The 17,189-nt window shown below is 63.9% G+C and carries 9 protein-coding genes; 5 read left to right on the top strand and 4 right to left on the bottom strand.

The annotated features are described in order from the left end of the window. Nucleotides 1-3 precede the first annotated feature (3 nt). Together AADZ55_RS20715 and AADZ55_RS20710 are read right to left on the bottom strand one after the other, a co-directional pair. On the bottom strand, nt 4-267 hold the full coding sequence (locus tag AADZ55_RS20715) for a hypothetical protein (protein ID WP_085327475.1): 264 nt from the start codon (nt 265-267) through the stop codon (nt 4-6). A gap of 137 nt (nt 268-404) precedes the next feature. Then, nucleotides 405-788, bottom strand: coding sequence for a hypothetical protein (locus tag AADZ55_RS20710; RefSeq protein WP_085327469.1), 384 nt, complete (start codon nt 786-788; stop codon nt 405-407). A gap of 233 nt (nt 789-1,021) precedes the next feature. Between AADZ55_RS20710 and AADZ55_RS20705 the strand changes: the two genes are divergently transcribed. Beyond that, nucleotides 1,022-1,429, top strand: a complete 408-nt coding sequence (locus tag AADZ55_RS20705; RefSeq protein ID WP_242670371.1) for a hypothetical protein — start codon at nt 1,022-1,024, stop codon at nt 1,427-1,429. Here AADZ55_RS20705 and AADZ55_RS20700 read toward each other — a convergent pair. Together AADZ55_RS20700 and AADZ55_RS20695 are read right to left on the bottom strand one after the other, a co-directional pair. Beyond that, nucleotides 1,426-2,181 carry an MBL fold metallo-hydrolase gene (locus tag AADZ55_RS20700; RefSeq protein WP_165759470.1) on the bottom strand — a complete coding sequence of 252 codons (756 nt, stop codon included), beginning with the start codon at nt 2,179-2,181 and terminating at the stop codon, nt 1,426-1,428. The two genes, AADZ55_RS20705 and AADZ55_RS20700, sit on opposite strands and share 4 nt — an antisense overlap. A 46-nt stretch (nt 2,182-2,227) precedes the next feature. Continuing rightward, nucleotides 2,228-2,536, bottom strand: a complete 309-nt coding sequence (locus AADZ55_RS20695) for a hypothetical protein (protein ID WP_085327476.1) — start codon at nt 2,534-2,536, stop codon at nt 2,228-2,230. 239 nt (nt 2,537-2,775) lie between these two features. On the opposite strand from AADZ55_RS20695, the gene AADZ55_RS20690 reads away from it, so the two are divergent. The 4 genes from AADZ55_RS20690 to AADZ55_RS20675 all read left to right on the top strand — a co-directional run bounded on the left by AADZ55_RS20690 (nt 2,776) and on the right by AADZ55_RS20675 (nt 17,164). Next, nucleotides 2,776-4,554, top strand: a complete 1,779-nt coding sequence (locus AADZ55_RS20690; RefSeq protein ID WP_085327471.1) for a PE domain-containing protein — start codon at nt 2,776-2,778, stop codon at nt 4,552-4,554. Between the two features lie 1,166 nt (nt 4,555-5,720). After that, the gene (locus AADZ55_RS20685) at nt 5,721-6,008 is read left to right on the top strand and encodes a hypothetical protein (protein WP_085327472.1); all 288 of its coding nucleotides are present in this window, start codon (nt 5,721-5,723) and stop codon (nt 6,006-6,008) included. Between the two features lie 8 nt (nt 6,009-6,016). Then, a complete protein-coding gene (locus tag AADZ55_RS20680) occupies nt 6,017-11,539 on the top strand; it encodes a type I polyketide synthase (RefSeq protein ID WP_423202408.1) in 5,523 nt (1,840 codons plus the stop codon). A gap of 15 nt (nt 11,540-11,554) precedes the next feature. Continuing rightward, a complete protein-coding gene (locus AADZ55_RS20675; protein WP_085327473.1) occupies nt 11,555-17,164 on the top strand; it encodes a type I polyketide synthase in 5,610 nt (1,869 codons plus the stop codon). Nucleotides 17,165-17,189: the final 25 nt, after the last annotated feature.

Raw genomic sequence — 17,189 nt, 5'->3', positions numbered from 1 at the left:
GGGTCAGCTACCGAGCTTCTGCGCAAGAAGCGTCTTGAGCTCGGCGGTGGATGCTTCGAGTGCGCGGATGCGTTGGTTGGTGTCCTCGGCCGTGTCTCTCATTGCGGTGCCGTAGTGCCGCAGCACGTCGGCAAGCATGCGTTGGGTGTCGCCGAAGGCCCTTATCGCCTCGGCCATCGTGCTCAACTCACCCTGTGATGACTCTAGGGCCGCGATGCGGGTGCTGAGACTTTGTAGAGCGTCGTCGAGATCTTCTTGGGTGGCCACCTCGGCATCGTAGGCGCTCTTTTGACGGTTGGGCGGCACAATCGCCTCGGGGATTGCGGCCGAGTTCAGGCCGGCATGCCCATCGGCCCAGCTAGCGGCAGAGTAGTTTCCGCGCCGTGCCCGAAAGGGTCGGCGTGTCAGCGCACGACGCCGGACTCCACCAGGGTTTTCATGCCGTCGGCGCAGCCCCGCATGAAGTCGGGGCCGTTGAAGCCCGGAAACGACTGCACGGATGCCGACTCCTTGGCGCACAGCGCGGGGATCCGGGTGGAGACGACGATGAATTCCGGCGAAAGCCCCTCCGCGCGCGCTCGGCTGGCCGTGAGCTGGCCGTCCTTGACGGCCCTGGTGTAGCCGAGCTGGTAGGACGCGCTGGTCTCGGTGGGGTCGGCCTGGGCGGTTCCGGCTGCAAAAACGGTGGCTCCCATCGCGGTGCCGATCGCGACGGCAATCCGCAGCCCGGGGGTGGCGCGCCGTCGCGACGGCTGCGGGTGGTTGTCGGTCGGCAGGTGGTGCGTCATGGCGTCTCCGAGTTAGCCGAGGGTTCGTTGGCGGTCTTGCGTGCCGATTCGGGGGCAGTGGGACGTACTCTAACGCATCGGTTCCAAAAATGAAATCTGTATCCTAAGTAGGATCACCAGTTGCGGAATGGTGGCTGTAGATCTAACAGTGAGTCTTGTTTGACTGCTTCTGGGCCAACGACTAAATTTGCGGAATGCCGAGACTAACTCGGGCCGGTAAGGATCTTGGTCGCGTGGTTGAGTGGCTGCTGAACCGGGATGTTCCAGACGGGGAAATCGCGGCTGCGCTCGGGCTGGCGAAGGCGACGTACTCACGGCGCAAGGAAGCTGACGACTTCCCCAACTATGCCGAGCTGATCGCGCTCGGAGAGCACTTTGGTCTCTCCGCCCGGGTGTTGCAGATCGCGTTCGGCTGGCGCGGAGAGGACGAGCTGATCCTGCTCGACGTGGAGGAGATGCGCCAGTACATGGAGCAGGCTGGGGTCGCGTTGTTCGCCAACGAACGGATCCGGCGGTATATCGAAGAACGCACGGATGGCGACTACCCCTTGGCCAAGGCGGTTCTGAGGATGGCGGCGGTGGACCCACGTTTTAGGTCCGACGACACTTCGCCCGCGGAAACGGTGCGCGGGTCGAGCTAACCCAGCAGCGGCCACGCCGTCTTGAGCATGCGCTTCTCAAGCGACCGCAGCTGCTCGTCGACGCCCTCGGTGAGTGGCCTGCGGTGGCCGGGGCAGACATACCGGACGGGGAGCTCAACGAGAGCGGCCATGGAAGCGCGCGCTGTTTCGAGATCGAGGGTGACGGGTCGCGCCATGAAGCGCAGCTTGCCGCCGACGACCGCGAGGGCGTCCCCGGCGAACAGCACGCCAGTGGGCTCGTGGAAATAGGCCACATGGCCCGGCGTGTGCCCCGGCGTCGCCACGACCCGGAATTGCCCCAGCACTAGGTCGCCGTCGCGCACCAGCACGTCCGCCGCTATGGCCGTCGACGTGGCGGCGCTCAGCAGCCCGCGGAACAGCACCAGCGGGCCGCGCTCTGGCACTTGGCCGGACAGCCAGCCGAGCAAGCCGCCGCGCGCGGTCCGTCTCGTAAAGTAGGGCCGTTCGCGTTCGTGGTAGTGCACCGATGCGCCCGAGAGCGTCTTCAGCCGCGCCGCTCCCGCGGCATGGTCGTTGTGCCAGTGCGTCAGCAGGATGGTGTGCACGTCCGCCGGCGCGCGATCCAGCAGCGCGAGCCCGTTGAGCACCGGTGCCGCGTCCGACGTCATGCCGGCATCGACCAGCACGACGCCGGCGGCGTCCAGGACCGCATACGAACAGCAGACGTAGCTGCGCTGCCGGAAACACCAGACGCGGTCGGTCACCGGCAGCAGCTGGAGCCCCGATCGCATGCTCATCCTGCGCTATGGAGGCTGGCCGCCCCGCGGCCGCCACCGGTCAACACGGCCTCGGGATAAACAGGGACCAGCACACCACCGGCGGAGGCGGCGGCGGAGCATCCGCCCAGATGCCCGCAGAAACGTTGCCCTGCCCGGCCGGGACGATGTAGTAGGTGTGGCAGACATGCCAGTCCCAATTTGGCGGACTGGTGACAAAGGCGCCGCCGGGTTCACCGCGCGGGTCGTCCCCTGGGCACCAGTGCCGGGGATCGTCGGCGTGGGCGATACCCGAGCCCAGCCCCAAAGCGGCTAGACCCAAACCGGCCGAAGCCACCACAGTCGTTGCGAACCGTGAAACGCGGTTCATGGTTGCTTCCCTTCCACCAGGTGCCGCCCCGTTGGCGTAGCCCATGCAATCCAGTACTGACCGCGGGGGTAGCTACCGATCCCAAAATTGTGCCGGGTGTGATGGTGTGCTGCATAGAGGCTGCGGTGGACGCGGTTGGCGCACAATGCCTTTCTGGGGCGGATTTGTCGATACCGGCATCGGTTTCTGGCGGTGCGTTCCATCATGGCTAGTACGCGACAACACCCGGGGGGTAGGCGATGTCATTTGTGCTCGTGGCGCGCGACATGTTGGAGGCGGCCGCGGCGGATGTAGCGCGGATCGGTTCGGCAGTGCATGCCAGCAACGTGGCCGCAGCCATTCCGACGACCGAGGTGGCAGCGGCGGCCGCCGATGAGGTGTCGGGGGCCGTTGCGGCGCTGTTCGGCGCCCATGCCCAGCAGTATCAGGCGGCGGCGGCGCAGGTGACGACCTATCACGAGCAGTTTGTGCGCGGATTGAGCTCGGCGGCGGCATCGTATGCGGGTACCGAGGCGACCTTCGTCACATCCCTACAGGGGTCGCTGGGCGCGGTGAATGCGTCGGTTGCCCACGGGTTCCAAACGTCGGTTTATGGCCCGATACACACGGCCGGTCAGGCATGGCTTGAGAGCCCGTTCGGCGAGGTGCTCAACCCGATTATCAATGCGCCGACAAACGTGCTGTTCGGGCGCGATCTGATCGGCAACGGTGTCACCGGAACGGCCGTCGCCCCCACCGGCGGCGCCGGCGGATTCCTGCTCGGTGACGGCGGCGCCGGCTATACGCCAACCGGCGGTTCCTCAGCGGTGGGCGGCACCGGCGGGAGTGCCGGGTTGATCGGCAATGGTGGCATCGGTGGCGCTGGTTTTGCCGGCGGGGCGGGCGGCATGGGTGGCACCGGCGGCTGGTTGATGGGCAACGGCGGGATGGGCGGCGCGGGCGATGTCGGCGGTAACGGCGGCACCGGCGGCCAGGCGTTGTTGTTCGGCAACGGCGGCCTGGGTGGGCCCGGCGGCATTGGCGGGGTCGATGGGGCCGTCGGTCGTGGCGGATGGTTCATTGGTACCGGCGCCACGGCCTCGATCGGTACCGGCGGCAATGGGCAGTCGATCGTCATCGACTTCGTGCGACACGGGCAGACGCCGGGCAACGTTGCAGGCTTGATCGACACGGCGGTGCCCGGCCCTGGACTCACCGCGCTGGGCCAGCAACAGGCGCAGGCCATCGCCAACGCGCTCGCGCCGCAGGGCCCCTTCGCCGGGATCTTCGAATCGCAGTTGATCAGGACGCAGCAGACCGCCGCGCATTTGGAAGCCCTGACGGGGCTGACCGCGCAGGTACTGCCGGGGCTCAACGAGATCAATGCCGGCATTTTCGAGGATCTACCGCAGATCAGCCCGGCGGGCCTGCTCTACCTGGTCGGACCGGTCGCGTGGACGCTCGGTCTTCCCATCGTGCCGATGCTGGCCCCGGGCTCCACCGACGTCAACGGAATCGTCTTCAACCGGGCCTTTACCGGCGCGGTTCAAACGATTTACGACGGTGCCTTGGCGAATCCGGTCGTGGCCGCGGACGGCAACATCACATCGGTGGCGTACTCAAGCGCATTCACGATCGGGGTCGGGACGATGATGAACGTCGACAACCCCAACCCGTTGCTGCTGCTCACCCACCCGCTGCCCAACACGGGCACCGCCGTGGTGCAGGGCAATCCCACGGGCGGCTGGACGCTGGTCAGTTGGGACGGGATACCCGTCGGGCCGGCGAATTTGCCGACCGCGCTCTTCGTCGACGTGCGCAACCTGATCACGGCGCCGCAATATGCGGCCTACGACATTTGGGAGTCGCTGTTCACCGGCGATCCGGCAACGGTCGTGAACGCGATTCGCGACGGTGTCGACCAGGTTGGCGCGGCGACGGTCCAATTCCCGTTCGCGGTGACCCAGGACTTGGTTGACGCGGTGCATGGCTCCAGCTTGGGGGCCTTCTCGACCGGGCTGCCCAGCCTGATCCCATGACCGCGGCACCGATGCTGAGCTAGGCCGGTTGCCCGCGCCGGCCGTACCCGGGGGCCGCTGGCGTGTACGACTTCGCTGCCCTTTCATGCAGTCATCGACCAATGATTCGCAAGAATGCAGCGGCCTGTTCCGCAGCGGGTGGCTGGAGATTGCCTCCCCGTGGCGTCTCGGCTCATTCGGCCGTGTCGGCGTTGGCGGCGAATGGGCCGGCATCCACAACGTGTGGCAGCGAGCCGTTCATACTGCGAATTGCGTTGTGGGAAAGTGATATTAGTAGCACCGTTCCGCTCTTCACCCGGAATCGGTTGCTTTCCAGCTATTCTCGGTGAATGAACGGGTAATTGTGGTCCCACATTATCGTGAAGGCGCTCAGACCCTAGTCGTCCTGCGGTCGATGCGGGCTATGCCTGCGCTCGCCTTCTTACGGTCTTCTGAAATTTTCGGCTGATGTGTATATGTCACTTTGGTTTTCGTGCTCAATCCGCTGCGAAGATCGAGATTTCAGTCAGAGATCTCGATCTCTGTGCCGTCTCGGCGAGCTAGCGCGCCCTGTCAGGATTGAACTGAAGGCCGCTCGCTTGCAAGGCAGTTGGAAGCCGTCCAATTGAGTTGCCACTGTCTGTCGCAGTCTAGACCGGACCGCGGGCGGGAGAAACGGTAGCTTCGCCGGCATCGGTACACGCGAGGACCTGGCACCGTGCGGGCATAGGCTATCGATAGTACTTGGCGCGCAGCGTGTTTAGCGAGCATTGTTGTCCTCGGCTGGCGCAGGTCGCAACTTCGTGCGTGAACCTACCAAGCGAGGTTGGACTGCCGCGACGTAGCACCGCTGAGACCTCATTGGAGGAGTTCGAACGATTCGCTGTTCTGTCTTCGCTCGGATCCCGTGGTGATCGCCGCGTGCAGCGCAGCAACTGCGTCGCCATGGCCGTTGGTCAGCGTCGCAGGTCGCGGGAGGCAGCCGGCCCGGCGAATCGATGGCGCCAGAAACCTACGGCATCGTAGCTTTCCCCTACGCCATCGTAACCTCCGCCAACAATTGCTACGGGATATACTCCGTGGAATTTGTGTTTACGTTCCGGTGCGTTGCGCACTCGGTTTAGTCCGCTGGTTCCCGAGCGCTTGCTTTCAATGGTCGGGTACATGCGTCGGGAGGAGTGTCTGTCGTGGCTATGCGAGTAGTTCCGGAAGGCTCGGCGGCGGCGAGCATTGTGCTGGCAGCGCCGACAGCTCGGCCGGGGGCTGCGCATGCTGGTGCGGCGCTGTTGATTACGGCAGTGGGGCGGGCGGCTGATCCGGTGCGGAATGCGGTCGGGTTGAGCACTTCGGGTAGCGAGCATGCAGTGGTGTTCGCCCTAGGTGTCAAAGGGCCGGGCCGTTTTGGTGTTGGTGTGGCAGAGCCCGGCGTCAGTTGTACCGCGGGTGATGCCGCGGCTACGTCGTCGACCGTATGACACAGCTTGTGGGCCCGCCCGGCGCCGGGGTGACAACAGGAAGCGTGGGGCATATTTCGCGCGCGGCGGTTGAGCCGGTGGCGGTGGTGGGGATGGCGTGCCGGTTCCCGGGTGGGGTGGATTCGCCGGATGGTTTGTGGGAGATGGTGTCTGAGGGTCGCGACGTGGTGTCGGAGTTTCCTTCGGACCGTGGCTGGGGCCTTGGGCGGCTTTATGATCCTGATCCGGATCGGATGGGGTGTGTGTATGCCCGCGCGGGTGGGTTTCTGGACCGGGTAGCGGATTTCGATGCCGGGTTTTTCGGGATCTCGCCGCGTGAAGCGCTGGGGATGGATCCCCAGCAGCGGCTGATGTTGGAGATCGCCTGGGAGACATTCGAATCAGCCGGAATTGATCCACAATTGTTGCGGGGCAGCCAAACCGGCGTCTTCGCCGGCGTGATGACCTCGCATTACGAGGAAATTGGCGGGGATCAGGCCGAGGGTTTCCTGGCCGTTGGTACCGAAGCCAGTGTGGTGTCGGGGCGGGTTGCCTTTGTGTTCGGCTTGGAAGGCCCGGCGGTGTCGGTGGATACGGCGTGTTCGTCGTCGTTGGTGGCCATCCATCAGGCTTGTCAATCTCTGCGTGGTGGTGAGTGTTCGATGGCCCTGGCGGGCGGTGTCATGGTGATGGCCACCCCCACCACTCTTGTGGAGTTTTCCCGGAAGCGGGGATTGTCCGCGGATGGGCGGTGCAAGTCGTTTGCCGCCGCCGCTGACGGAACAGGCTTTGCCGAGGGTGCCGGTTTGGTGTTGTTGGAGCGGCTATCCGATGCCCGCCGGCTTGGGCATTCGGTGTTGGCGGTGATTCGTGGCAGCGCGATCAATCAAGACGGGGCGTCTAAAAAGCTGACCGCGCCCAACGGGCGCGCTCAGGAGCGCGTTATCCGTTCGGCGTTGGCCGCCGCCGGGTTGGGGGTGGCCGATGTGGACGTGGTGGAGGCTCATGGCACCGGCACCCCGAAGGGTGATCCGATTGAGGCCAACGCTCTTTTGGCCACCTACGGCAGTAGGCACCCGCAGGATCGGCCGCTGTGGTTGGGTTCGGTCAAGTCGAATATGGGGCACACTCAGGCCGCCGCCGGGGTGGCCGGGGTGATCAAGATGGTGCAGGCCATGCGCCATCGGGTGATGCCTCGGTCGTTGCATGTGGATACGCCTTCTCCGCGTGTGGATTGGGCTTCGGGTGCGGTGGAGTTGTTGACCGAGCAGCGGGACTGGTCGGTGCAGGATGGGCGGCCGCGGCGGGCGGGGGTGTCTTCGTTCGGGATCTCAGGGACTAATGCGCATGTGATCTTGGAGGAAGCGCCTGCTGAGTCGGTGCCGGCTCACGGTGGTGATTCGGGTGCCGCGGTGGCGTGGCCGGTGGTGCCGTGGGTGGTGTCGGGTAAGTCGGCTCAGGCATTGGCTGCCCAGGCTGGGCGGTTAGCTGAATACCTGGGCGCTGATGGTGACCTTGGTGTGCTTGATGTCGGGTTGTCTTTATCGCAGCGGTCGGTGTTCGAGCATCGGGCGGTAATTGTTGGTGCCGGTCGGGACGAGCTTTTGGCGGGGTTGGCGGATCTGGCTGAGGGGCGCCCCGGTGGGGTGGTGCTGACCAGACATGCCGGCGCCGCCGGTAAGACCGCGCTGGTGTTCCCGGGGCAGGGTGCGCAGTGGCTGGGGATGGGCCAGCAGTTGCATGCTCAGTTCCCGGCGTTCGCTGAGGCTTTCGATGCTGTGGTTGGCGAACTAGATCAGCATCTGCGGGTGTCCTTGCAGTCGGTGTTGTGGGGTGAGAACCAGGCCCTGCTTAACAGCACAGAGTTCGCCCAGCCGGCGTTGTTCGCCGTGGAAGTGGCTATATTGCAGCTATTGAGGCACTGGGGGATCCGCCCCGACTTCGTGCTCGGTCACTCTGTGGGCGAAATTGCCGCTGCCTATGCCGCGCAAGTGCTTTCGCTATCTGATGCCGCGATGGTGGTGGCTGCGCGGGGCCGGACGATGCAGTCATTACCCGCTGGTGGGGTGATGTTCGCGGTGGCGGCCACTGAAGACGAGGTGACACCACTGCTGGTCGATGGTGTGGGTATCGCTGCAATCAACGCCCCGGGATCAGTGGTGGTTTCCGGCGCTCAGGACGCAGTAGCACCGATCGTCGAGGACTTCCGTGAGCGTGACCGGCGGGTGCGTCAGTTGGCGGTTTCTCATGCGTTCCATTCATCGTTAATGGAACCGATCCTCGATGAGTTCGCTTCAGCCATTTCGGATATCACGGTGGGTGAACCCACGATCCCGGTGGTGTCCAACATTACCGCGGCATTGGGTGGACCAGAATATGGTTCACCGCAGTACTGGGTGGATCATGTGCGTCAGCCGGTGCGTTTCGCCGACAGTGTGCGCTTGTTGGAGTCGATGGGGGCGACGCGGTTCATTGAGGCCGGGCCCAGCGGAGGGCTGAGCACGTCTATCGATCAGACCCTTGCCTCGCCCGAAGATGTTGTAGTAGTCCCGGTCTTAGGCAAGCAACGCGCAGAAGGCAGCTTGGTTATCCATGCCGCAGCTGTCTTGTTCACCGCTGGCGCCGCAGTGGATTGGGCCGCCGTGTTCGACCACACCACCGCTCAGCGAGTCACACTGCCCACCTACGCATTCCAGCGGCGTCGGTTCTGGCTTGACAGCACCTCAAGAGCAGGCGATGTCGGCAACGTCGGGTTGGCCGCTGTCGAGCATGCGTTGTTGGGTGCGGTGATCACACAACCCGATTCCGGGGGAGTGATCCTCACCGGCCTGCTGGCCCCTCGCGCTCAACCGTGGTTGGCCGATCACCGCATTGCTGGGGCGATGTTGTTCCCCGGAACTGGGTTCGTGGAATTGGCCATTCGTGCCGGTGATGAAGTCAACTGCCCAGTGCTCCAGGAACTGACCTTGATGGCGCCGTTGGCAATCACCGACCGCGGCGTGCCCGTGCAGGTGATGGTAAGCGGCGCTGGTGGATCAGGCAACCGGACAGTGGCGGTGTATTCCCGTAACGGTCAATCGGATTCGGAATGGGTGCTGCATGCCAAAGGCGTCCTGACCGTCGGGACTGCTGAACCATCGCTGCTGTTTTCTGATTTGCCGACATGGCCGCCGGTGGGTGCTGAGGTGGTGGATATCGCTGGTGGGTATGACCGGCTGGCGGCTCTGGGTTATCAATACGGTTCGGCGTTTCAGGGTTTGACTGCGGTATGGAAACGCGGCGAGGACGTGTTCGCCGAGATTGCTGTGTCCGAAGACCTTGATATAGCGGGGATGGGCATTCATCCGGCTTTGTTGGACGCCGCATTGCATGCCTGGGTGCTGACCACCGACGCTGACGGTGTAGCTAGCCGTGATGAGGGCGTGCAGTTGCCGTTCATGTGGCAGCAGGTCAGTTTGCATGGTGTGGGAGCTACCCGGTTGCGGGTGCATTTGGGTCGTACTCAGGGCAATGTTGTTGATGTCCAGCTCAGCGATACCAGCGGGACGCTGGTGTTTACCGGGTCGCTGCTCACCCGTCCGGCAAGTTCTGAACAACTTCAAGCCGCGCTCAGTGCTGCTGGTATTCAGAATGATTCGGGTTTGATGGAGCTTACTTGGGCACCTATCACCGTGCCTGACGGGCGGGCTGGGCACATAGCGGCTTGGCGCGATCAATCCAGCACCGATCCCGAATCCGAGACTGATCCCGCTGTCGGGGTTCAGGCTGATGTGGTGGTGTGGGAGGTGCCTGCTACTCACAGCGATGTAGTGGCCGCGGTGCACGAGGTGACGCATCAGCTGTTGGCTGTGTTGCAGTCTTGGTTGACTGTTGATCGAGCCGGGGTGTTGGTGGTGCTGACCCGGGGTGCGGTTGGGTTGGTTGGTGAACGAGTCACCGATCTGGCTGGGGCAGCGGTCTGGGGAATGGTGCGTTCAGCGCAAAATGAGGATCCCGGCCGGGTAGTCCTCATTGATCTGGATGCCGCTGCTTCGATCGTTGACGGTCAAATCGTCACTGGTTCTGAGGGTTCAGGCATAGACGGGTTGGACCTGGTTGCGTTGACTCAGAGCGGGGAACCGCAATTGGTGGTGCGTTCTCATGCGGTATATGCGGCCCGGTTATCGGCAGTAGCCCCCGTGTTGGATGTGGCCGATGGTGGTGGTGTGGACCCGTCGTCGGTGTTGGATCCGTCGGGCACGGTGTTGATTACCGGTGGGACGGGTATGGCCGGTGGTTGGTTGGCTCGTCACGTGGTCGATCACTACGGGGTCCGGCATGTGGTTTTGGCCAGTCGCAGTGGTGGTCGCGCTGGTGGTAGCGCGGAGCTGGCGGCTGAGTTGTCTGCCCGCGGTGTGCAGGTTGAGGTGGTTGCCTGTGATGTGGCTGATCGTGATGCGGTGACCGCGTTGTTAACTCGACTACCGCAGCAGTATCCGTTGACGGGGGTGATTCACGCTGCAGGGGTGCTTGACGATGCGGTGATCACTTCCTTGACTCCGCAGCGGGTGGATACGGTGTTGCGGGCCAAGGTGGATGCGGCCTGGAATCTGCATGAGTTGACCCGTGATTTGGGTGTTTCGGCGTTTGTGTTGTTCTCGTCGATCGCGGGTACGGTGGGTGCTCCAGGGCAGGGCAATTACGCAGCGGCGAATGCGTTCTTGGACGCTTTGGCTTTCCAGCGTCGTGCTGATGGGTTGACGGCGACGTCGTTGGCGTGGGGATTGTGGGAACAGTCCAGCACGATGACCGGGCATCTCAGTAGTCGTGACGTGGCCCGGATGAATCGCACCGGGATGGTGGCCCTGACCGCTGAACAGGCAATCGAGATGTTTGATGCCGCACTGGTTGCCGACCATCCCGCGGTGGTTGCGGCGCGGTTTGACCGTCATGCGCTGCATAACCCGAGCTTTAATGCTGGGTTGCCGCCGTTGTTCAATGAGTTGATCGGTAGTCCGCGGCGACGCGCGGTCGAGGCCGGCAGCACAGCGTCCCGGTCAGCGCTGGCCCAACATCTGCATGGCCTAACCCCTGAGCAACAGCGCGAGATGTTGACCGAGTTGGTATGCACACAGATCGCTATCGTCCTGGGACACACCAAGTCTGGTGAAATCAGTCCCGACCAAGCGTTCCAAGGCCTCGGGTTCGATTCATTGACCGCAGTAGACCTACGGAATCGGTTGAAAGCAGCGACCGGACTGTCCTTGACGCCCACCCTGGTGTTCGACTACCCCACCCCCCGCGACGTCGCCAGCTATTTGGGGTATCAGCTAAGTGGATCGGAGCCCATCAGCGGCGGGAATGATGACTATGTCAGACAGGTGCAAGATCTTGTGATGTCGATTCCAGCTAAACGGCTTGCACAAGCCAAGATCGTGGACCTATTGCAAAAGCTAAAAATGGATAACCCTGACGAGCTTGGCGAGCGCGAAAGGGCCTCCGACCTTGCAGATATGAGCCTCGACGATCTCGTCAACGTGGCTCTAACTAAGTTCGCAGCCCAACAAGGTTAAGGGCCAGAGGAAGCAATGAACACGCAGGTCGACAAAGTTGCAGAAGCGCTTCGACGCACGCTCATCGAGAACGATCGGTTGAATAAGCTTCTTACTGCGTCATTCGAGCCGGTGGCGATTGTGGGGATGGGGTGTCGTTACCCGGGTGGGTTGATTTCTGGGGATGTGTTGTGGGACGCGGTGCTTGGCGGTCGGGATGTGGTGTCGGGTTTCCCGACCGATCGGGGTTGGGATGTGGAGGGGTTGTTTGATCCTGATCCGGATGCGGTGGGGAAGTCTTATACCCGTTCGGGTGGGTTTTTGTATGAGGCCGCTGATTTTGATGCGGAGTTCTTCGGGATCAGTCCGCGTGAGGCGTTGGCGATGGATCCTCAGCAGCGATTGTTGTTGGAGGTGTCGTGGGAGGCGTTGGAGCACGCTGGGATTGATCCGTTGGGGTTAGCGGGTTCAGGTACTGGCGTGTTTACCGGAGTGATGTATCACGACTATGCCGCGCGATTGTTCGGCGGCAGTGGGGCATCCGAGGTCGAAGGGTATTTGGGTAGCGGCAGCGCTGGCAGTGTGGTCTCGGGTCGGGTGGCGTATGTGTTGGGTTTGCAGGGGCCGGCGGTGTCGGTGGATACGGCGTGTTCGTCGTCGTTGGTGGCGTTGCATTTGGCAGTGCAGTCGTTGCGTTCGGGCGAGTGTGATTTGGCGTTGGCTGGTGGGGTGACGGTGATGGCGACCCCGGCGACGTTTGTGGAGTTTTCTCGGCAGCGGGGGTTGGCTGTTGATGGTCGGTGTAAGTCGTTTGCTGCGGCTGCTGATGGCACCGGGTGGGGTGAGGGTGTTGGTGTGGTCGTGGTGGAGCGGCTCTCGGATGCTCGCCGGTTGGGTCATTCGGTGTTGGCGGTGGTGCGTGGTTCGGCGGTGAATCAGGACGGGGCTTCTAACGGGCTGACTGCGCCTAATGGGCCTTCTCAGCAGCGGGTGATTCGGGCGGCGTTGGCTAATGCTGGGGTGCATGCCGCTGAGGTGGATGTGGTCGAGGCTCATGGGACGGGCACCACGTTGGGTGATCCGATTGAGGCCCAAGCGCTGTTGGCCACTTATGGGCAGGGTCGGTCTGCCGATCGCCCGTTGTGGTTGGGTTCGGTCAAGTCGAATATGGGGCACACTCAGGCCGCCGCCGGGGTGGCCGGGGTGATCAAGATGGTGCAGGCCATGCGCCATCGGGTGATGCCTCGGTCGTTGCATGTGGATGCGCCTAGTCCGCATGTGGATTGGGCTTCGGGTGCGGTGGAGTTGTTGACCGAGCAGCGGGACTGGTCGGTGCAGGATGGGCGGCCGCGGCGGGCGGGGGTGTCTTCGTTCGGGATCTCAGGGACTAATGCGCATGTGATCTTGGAGGAAGCGCCTGCTGAGTCGGTGCCGGCTCACGGTGGTGATTCGGGTGCCGCGATGGCGTGGCCGGTGGTGCCGTGGGTGGTGTCGGGTAAGTCGGCTCAGGCATTGGCTGCCCAGGCTGGCCGGTTGGGTGCTTATCTGGTCGATCACCCCGGCCTGGCTGTGACTGATGTGGGGTTTTCGTTGGCCACTTGTCGTAGTGGGTTGGAGTACCGCGGCGCGGTGATTGGTGCCGATCGCAACGACTTGGTGGCGGGTTTGGCGGCGTTGGCCGGCGGGCAGCCGGGCGCCGGGGTGGTGGCTGGTCGGGTGCTTGGGGGTAAGACGACCTTCGTGTTCCCCGGCCAGGGTGGACAGTGGCAAGCCATGGCCGTGGAGTTGTTGGATTCCGCACCGGTGTTTGCCGCACAGATGAAGGCCTGCGCTGATGCGCTGGCCCCGCATGTGGATTGGTCGCTGGATACGGTGTTGCGCGGCGAGGTGGCCGAATCCGCGCTGACCCGTGTCGATGTGGTCCAACCGGCGTTGTTTGCCGTGATGGTCTCGATGGCGGCGTTGTGGCGCTCCTGCGGGGTGCGGCCCGACATGGTGATTGGCCATTCCCAGGGTGAGATCGCCGCCGCCTACGTGGCTGGTGGGTTGAGCTTGGCTGATGCCGCCCGCGTGGTGGCCGTGCGCAGCCAGGCCATTGCCGAGCTGGCCGGCACCGGCGGGATGGCCTCGGTTGCGTTACCGGTCGTCCAGGTCGTTGATCGGCTCACCCGCTGGGATGGACGGATTTCGGTGGCCGCTCACAACAGTCCGACCTCTACGGTGATCGCCGGAGACCCAGCCGCACTACAAGAGTTCGTCACCGATTGTGCGGGCGAAGGCGTTTTCGCGCGGCTGATCCCGGTGGACTACGCCTCGCATTCCAGCCACGTCGAAGCCGTCCAAGACCGGCTGATCGGCGAACTGTCGTCGATTAACCCCCGGGGCGGTGATATCCCGTTTTATTCCACGGTTACCGGCACCCAGATCGACACCGACACCCTTGATGGCGGCTATTGGTATCGCAATCTGCGCCAGCCCGTGCAGTTCGAGCACACCACCGCCGCCCTGCTGGAAGAGGGTGCATGCACCTTCATTGAGATGGGTCCCCATCCGGTGCTGACGGCGGCGATCGGCGAAACCGCCGAAGCCCACTGCGAGGATCGCGCGTCGGTGGCGGTGCTGGGCTCGCTGCGCCGCGACGAAGGCGACTGGCAGCGGTTTATCACCTCACTGGCCGAGGCCTACGTGCATGGGGTGGCGGTGGACTGGGCGGCGGTATTTGCTGCCCATCGGCCGCGGCGGGTGGGGTTGCCGACGTATGCCTTTCAGCGGCGGCGGTATTGGCCAGTCGTGCGGATCGCCGGTGTCGGAGGGTTGTCGGCGGTGGGGCTTGTGGACGTGGGTCATCCTTTCCTGGGGGCCGGTGTGGGCCTCGGTGATGAGCGGGGCTGGTTGTTTAGCGGACGGCTCTCGGTGCAGACCCATGCGTGGTTGGCCGATCACGCGGTCTTCGAATCGGTGTTGTTGCCCGGCACCGCTTTTGTGGAGATGGCGTTGGCAGCTGGCAGTCACGCCGGGCTGGATTACCTCGAGGAACTGGTGCTGGAAGCGCCCCTGCCGATCCCCGAACACACAGCGATGCAGCTGCAGCTTCTGCTGGGCGGGTCCGACGAGCAACGCCGGCGCCAACTTAGCATCTACTCCCGCCCTGAAAATGTCGCCGATCATTCCGCTGAACAGGGTCAGTGGGTTCGGCACGCCACCGGTGTGCTTGCCCCCGGCGATCGCGGCGATGGCGCGGGGTTCGCGCAGTTGTCGATGGCGTGGCCGCCCGAGGGTGCGGTGGCGCTGCCGGCCGACTCGCTGTATGACCGTTTGGCCGAAGCCGGGTTTCACTACGGTCCGGCCTTCCAGGGCGTGCAGGCGATCTGGCGCCGCGGTGATGAGTGGTTTGCCGAAATCGCCTTGGATGGCGACCAAATCGATGAAGCCGCTAACTTCGGATTGCACCCGGCCTTGTTCGACGCCGCCCTGCACGCGGCCCCCGAGCTGCACAGTGAGCAGCATCGACCGGGCCACGTATCGTTGCCGTTCGCCTGGAATGGGGTATGGCTGCCCGGGCGCGGGCCCTCGGTGCTGCGAGTAGCCCTACACCCCACCGATACCGGGCTGCAGCTGCGCGCGGTCGACCAAAGCGGGGCGCCGATGCTTGGTGTCGACTCACTCGTGGTGCGTCCGATCGATACCACTCAACTGGCCCGCGGCGCGACCCGGCAGGAACCCTTGCACGTCGTGGATTGGACACCCATCCCCGCCGACGAGGCGCCGCCCGCACAGCTGGCACTGCTTGAAGGCGGTGCACCGTTAGACCTCGACGGGATCGTCGCAGACGGTGTAGGGCACTACCCGAGTGTGGCCGCGTTGGTCGACTCGATCCGCGCAGGTGGTGATGTCCCTGAGATTGTGCTCACCGCCGCGGCGGTCACCACGGACAATCAACCCGGTGCGCTAGGTAAGGCCGCGCGGGCGGGCTTGTATCACACCCTGGGGCTGGTGCAGGCCTGGCTGGGTCAACCGGAGCTGCTCGGCACCCGGCTGGTGTTTGTCACCCATGCCGCGCTGGCCGTAGCGGGCGACGAAACACCCGAGTTGGCCGCCGCGCCCATCGATGGCTTGCTGCGCAGTGCGGTCGGGGAGCATCCCGGCCGGTTCACCCACATTGACCTTGATGACAGCCCGGCTGCCCGCCGGGCTTTGATGGCGGCATTGTCGTTGCGCAACGAACCGCGGCTGGCCATCCGTGGCGGGGTGGTGCTGGCCCCGCGGTTGGTGCAGGCGCCGGCACACTCGCCCGAACCCGATGCGGTGCCGGTGTTTGATCCGCAGGCGACGGTATTGATCAGCGGGGGCACCGGCGCGTTAGGCATGGCGCTGGCGCGCCATCTGGCTACCCACCACCACTGCGAGCATCTGTTGCTGGTCAGCCGCCGCGGTACGGCTGCTGACGGCGCCGAGGAGCTGCGCGTTGAACTGGCCGGGCATGGTTGCCGGGTCGAGTTCGCGGCTTGTGACACCGCTGACTCCGACGAGCTGTCCGCGTTGCTGCAAACGATCCCGGCCGAGCATCCGCTGGGTGCGGTGATCCATGCCGCCGGGGTGCTCGCCGACGGGGTGATTGACGCTTTGGGCCGTGAGCAGGTCGAACAGGTGCTGCGGCCCAAGCTTGACGCCGCGCTGTTGCTGCATGAGCTCACCCAAGACATGGACCTGTCGGCGTTTGTGCTGTTCTCCTCGGCCGCGGGGGTGCTCGGTAGCCCCGGGCAAGCCAACTACGCCGCCGCCAACGCTTTCCTGGACGCCTTAGCACAACACCGACACCACCACGGGCTGGCGGCCGTCTCGCTGGCCTGGGGGCTGTGGGATCAAAGCAGCGGCCTGACTGGCCAACTTGACGAGATCGATCACGCCCGCATGCGACGCATGGGCCTGACGGCGATAGCCACCGACGAAGGCCTGCGACTATTCGACCTGGCCTGCAATCGCGCTGAACCTGTCCTGGTGCCTGCACCTCTAGACACCGACGCACTGCGCGCCCAAGCCCACGCCGGGATGCTTCCCCCACTATTGGGTGGGCTGGTTCGCACACCCGCCAAACGCGCCCGCGCCGCCGCCACACTGGCCCAACGTCTCAACGAAAAGCCTCAAACCGAGTGGGATGCGCTGCTGCTAAGCGAAGTCCGCTCTCAAGTCGCCGCCGCCCTCAACTACCCCGGTCCGGATGCCATCGACCCCACCCAAGCCTTCAACGAAATCGGACTGGACTCCCTGGGCGCCGTCGAACTACGCAACCGCCTCACCCAAGCCACCGGCCTCAAATTGCCCACCACCCTCATCTTCGACCACCCCAACCCCATCGCACTCGCCCAGTACCTGCATACCAATTTCATCAATACAACCACCGGTGAATCGGCTTATGGCATTGACGAGGGAATCGAGAAGATTGAGTCCATACTCGCCGCAGTCGGAATGGATGAGCAGAAAAGAAGTCAGATCGAAGATCGCGTGCGCCTATTAAGCGCAAACCTGCAGGCATTCCTCGCAGGTGTTCCTGAAGAGATTTCAGATGCCCATGGCGACCTGCAATTCCGATCCGATGATGAACTATTCGAAATTCTGGACGAAGAATTCGGCGCAACAAGCCAATAATCATTCCATTGATACGGTTAGAGAG

The organism is Mycobacterium decipiens (genome assembly GCF_963853665.1).
In the GTDB taxonomy this organism is placed as follows: domain Bacteria; phylum Actinomycetota; class Actinomycetes; order Mycobacteriales; family Mycobacteriaceae; genus Mycobacterium; species Mycobacterium decipiens.
The sequence above is the reverse complement of the archived record's forward strand: the minus strand, read 5'-3'. Positions and strand labels throughout refer to the sequence as shown.

Coding starts and splice junctions, on each gene's coding strand:
- AADZ55_RS20675 (WP_085327473.1), top strand. CDS start 11,555: ATGAACACGCAGGTCGACAAAGTTGCAGAAGCGCTTCGACGCACGCTC.
- AADZ55_RS20700 (WP_165759470.1), bottom strand. CDS start 2,181: ATGCGATCGGGGCTCCAGCTGCTGCCGGTGACCGACCGCGTCTGGTGT.
- AADZ55_RS20690 (WP_085327471.1), top strand. CDS start 2,776: ATGTCATTTGTGCTCGTGGCGCGCGACATGTTGGAGGCGGCCGCGGCG.
- AADZ55_RS20710 (WP_085327469.1), bottom strand. CDS start 788: ATGACGCACCACCTGCCGACCGACAACCACCCGCAGCCGTCGCGACGG.
- AADZ55_RS20695 (WP_085327476.1), bottom strand. CDS start 2,536: ATGAACCGCGTTTCACGGTTCGCAACGACTGTGGTGGCTTCGGCCGGT.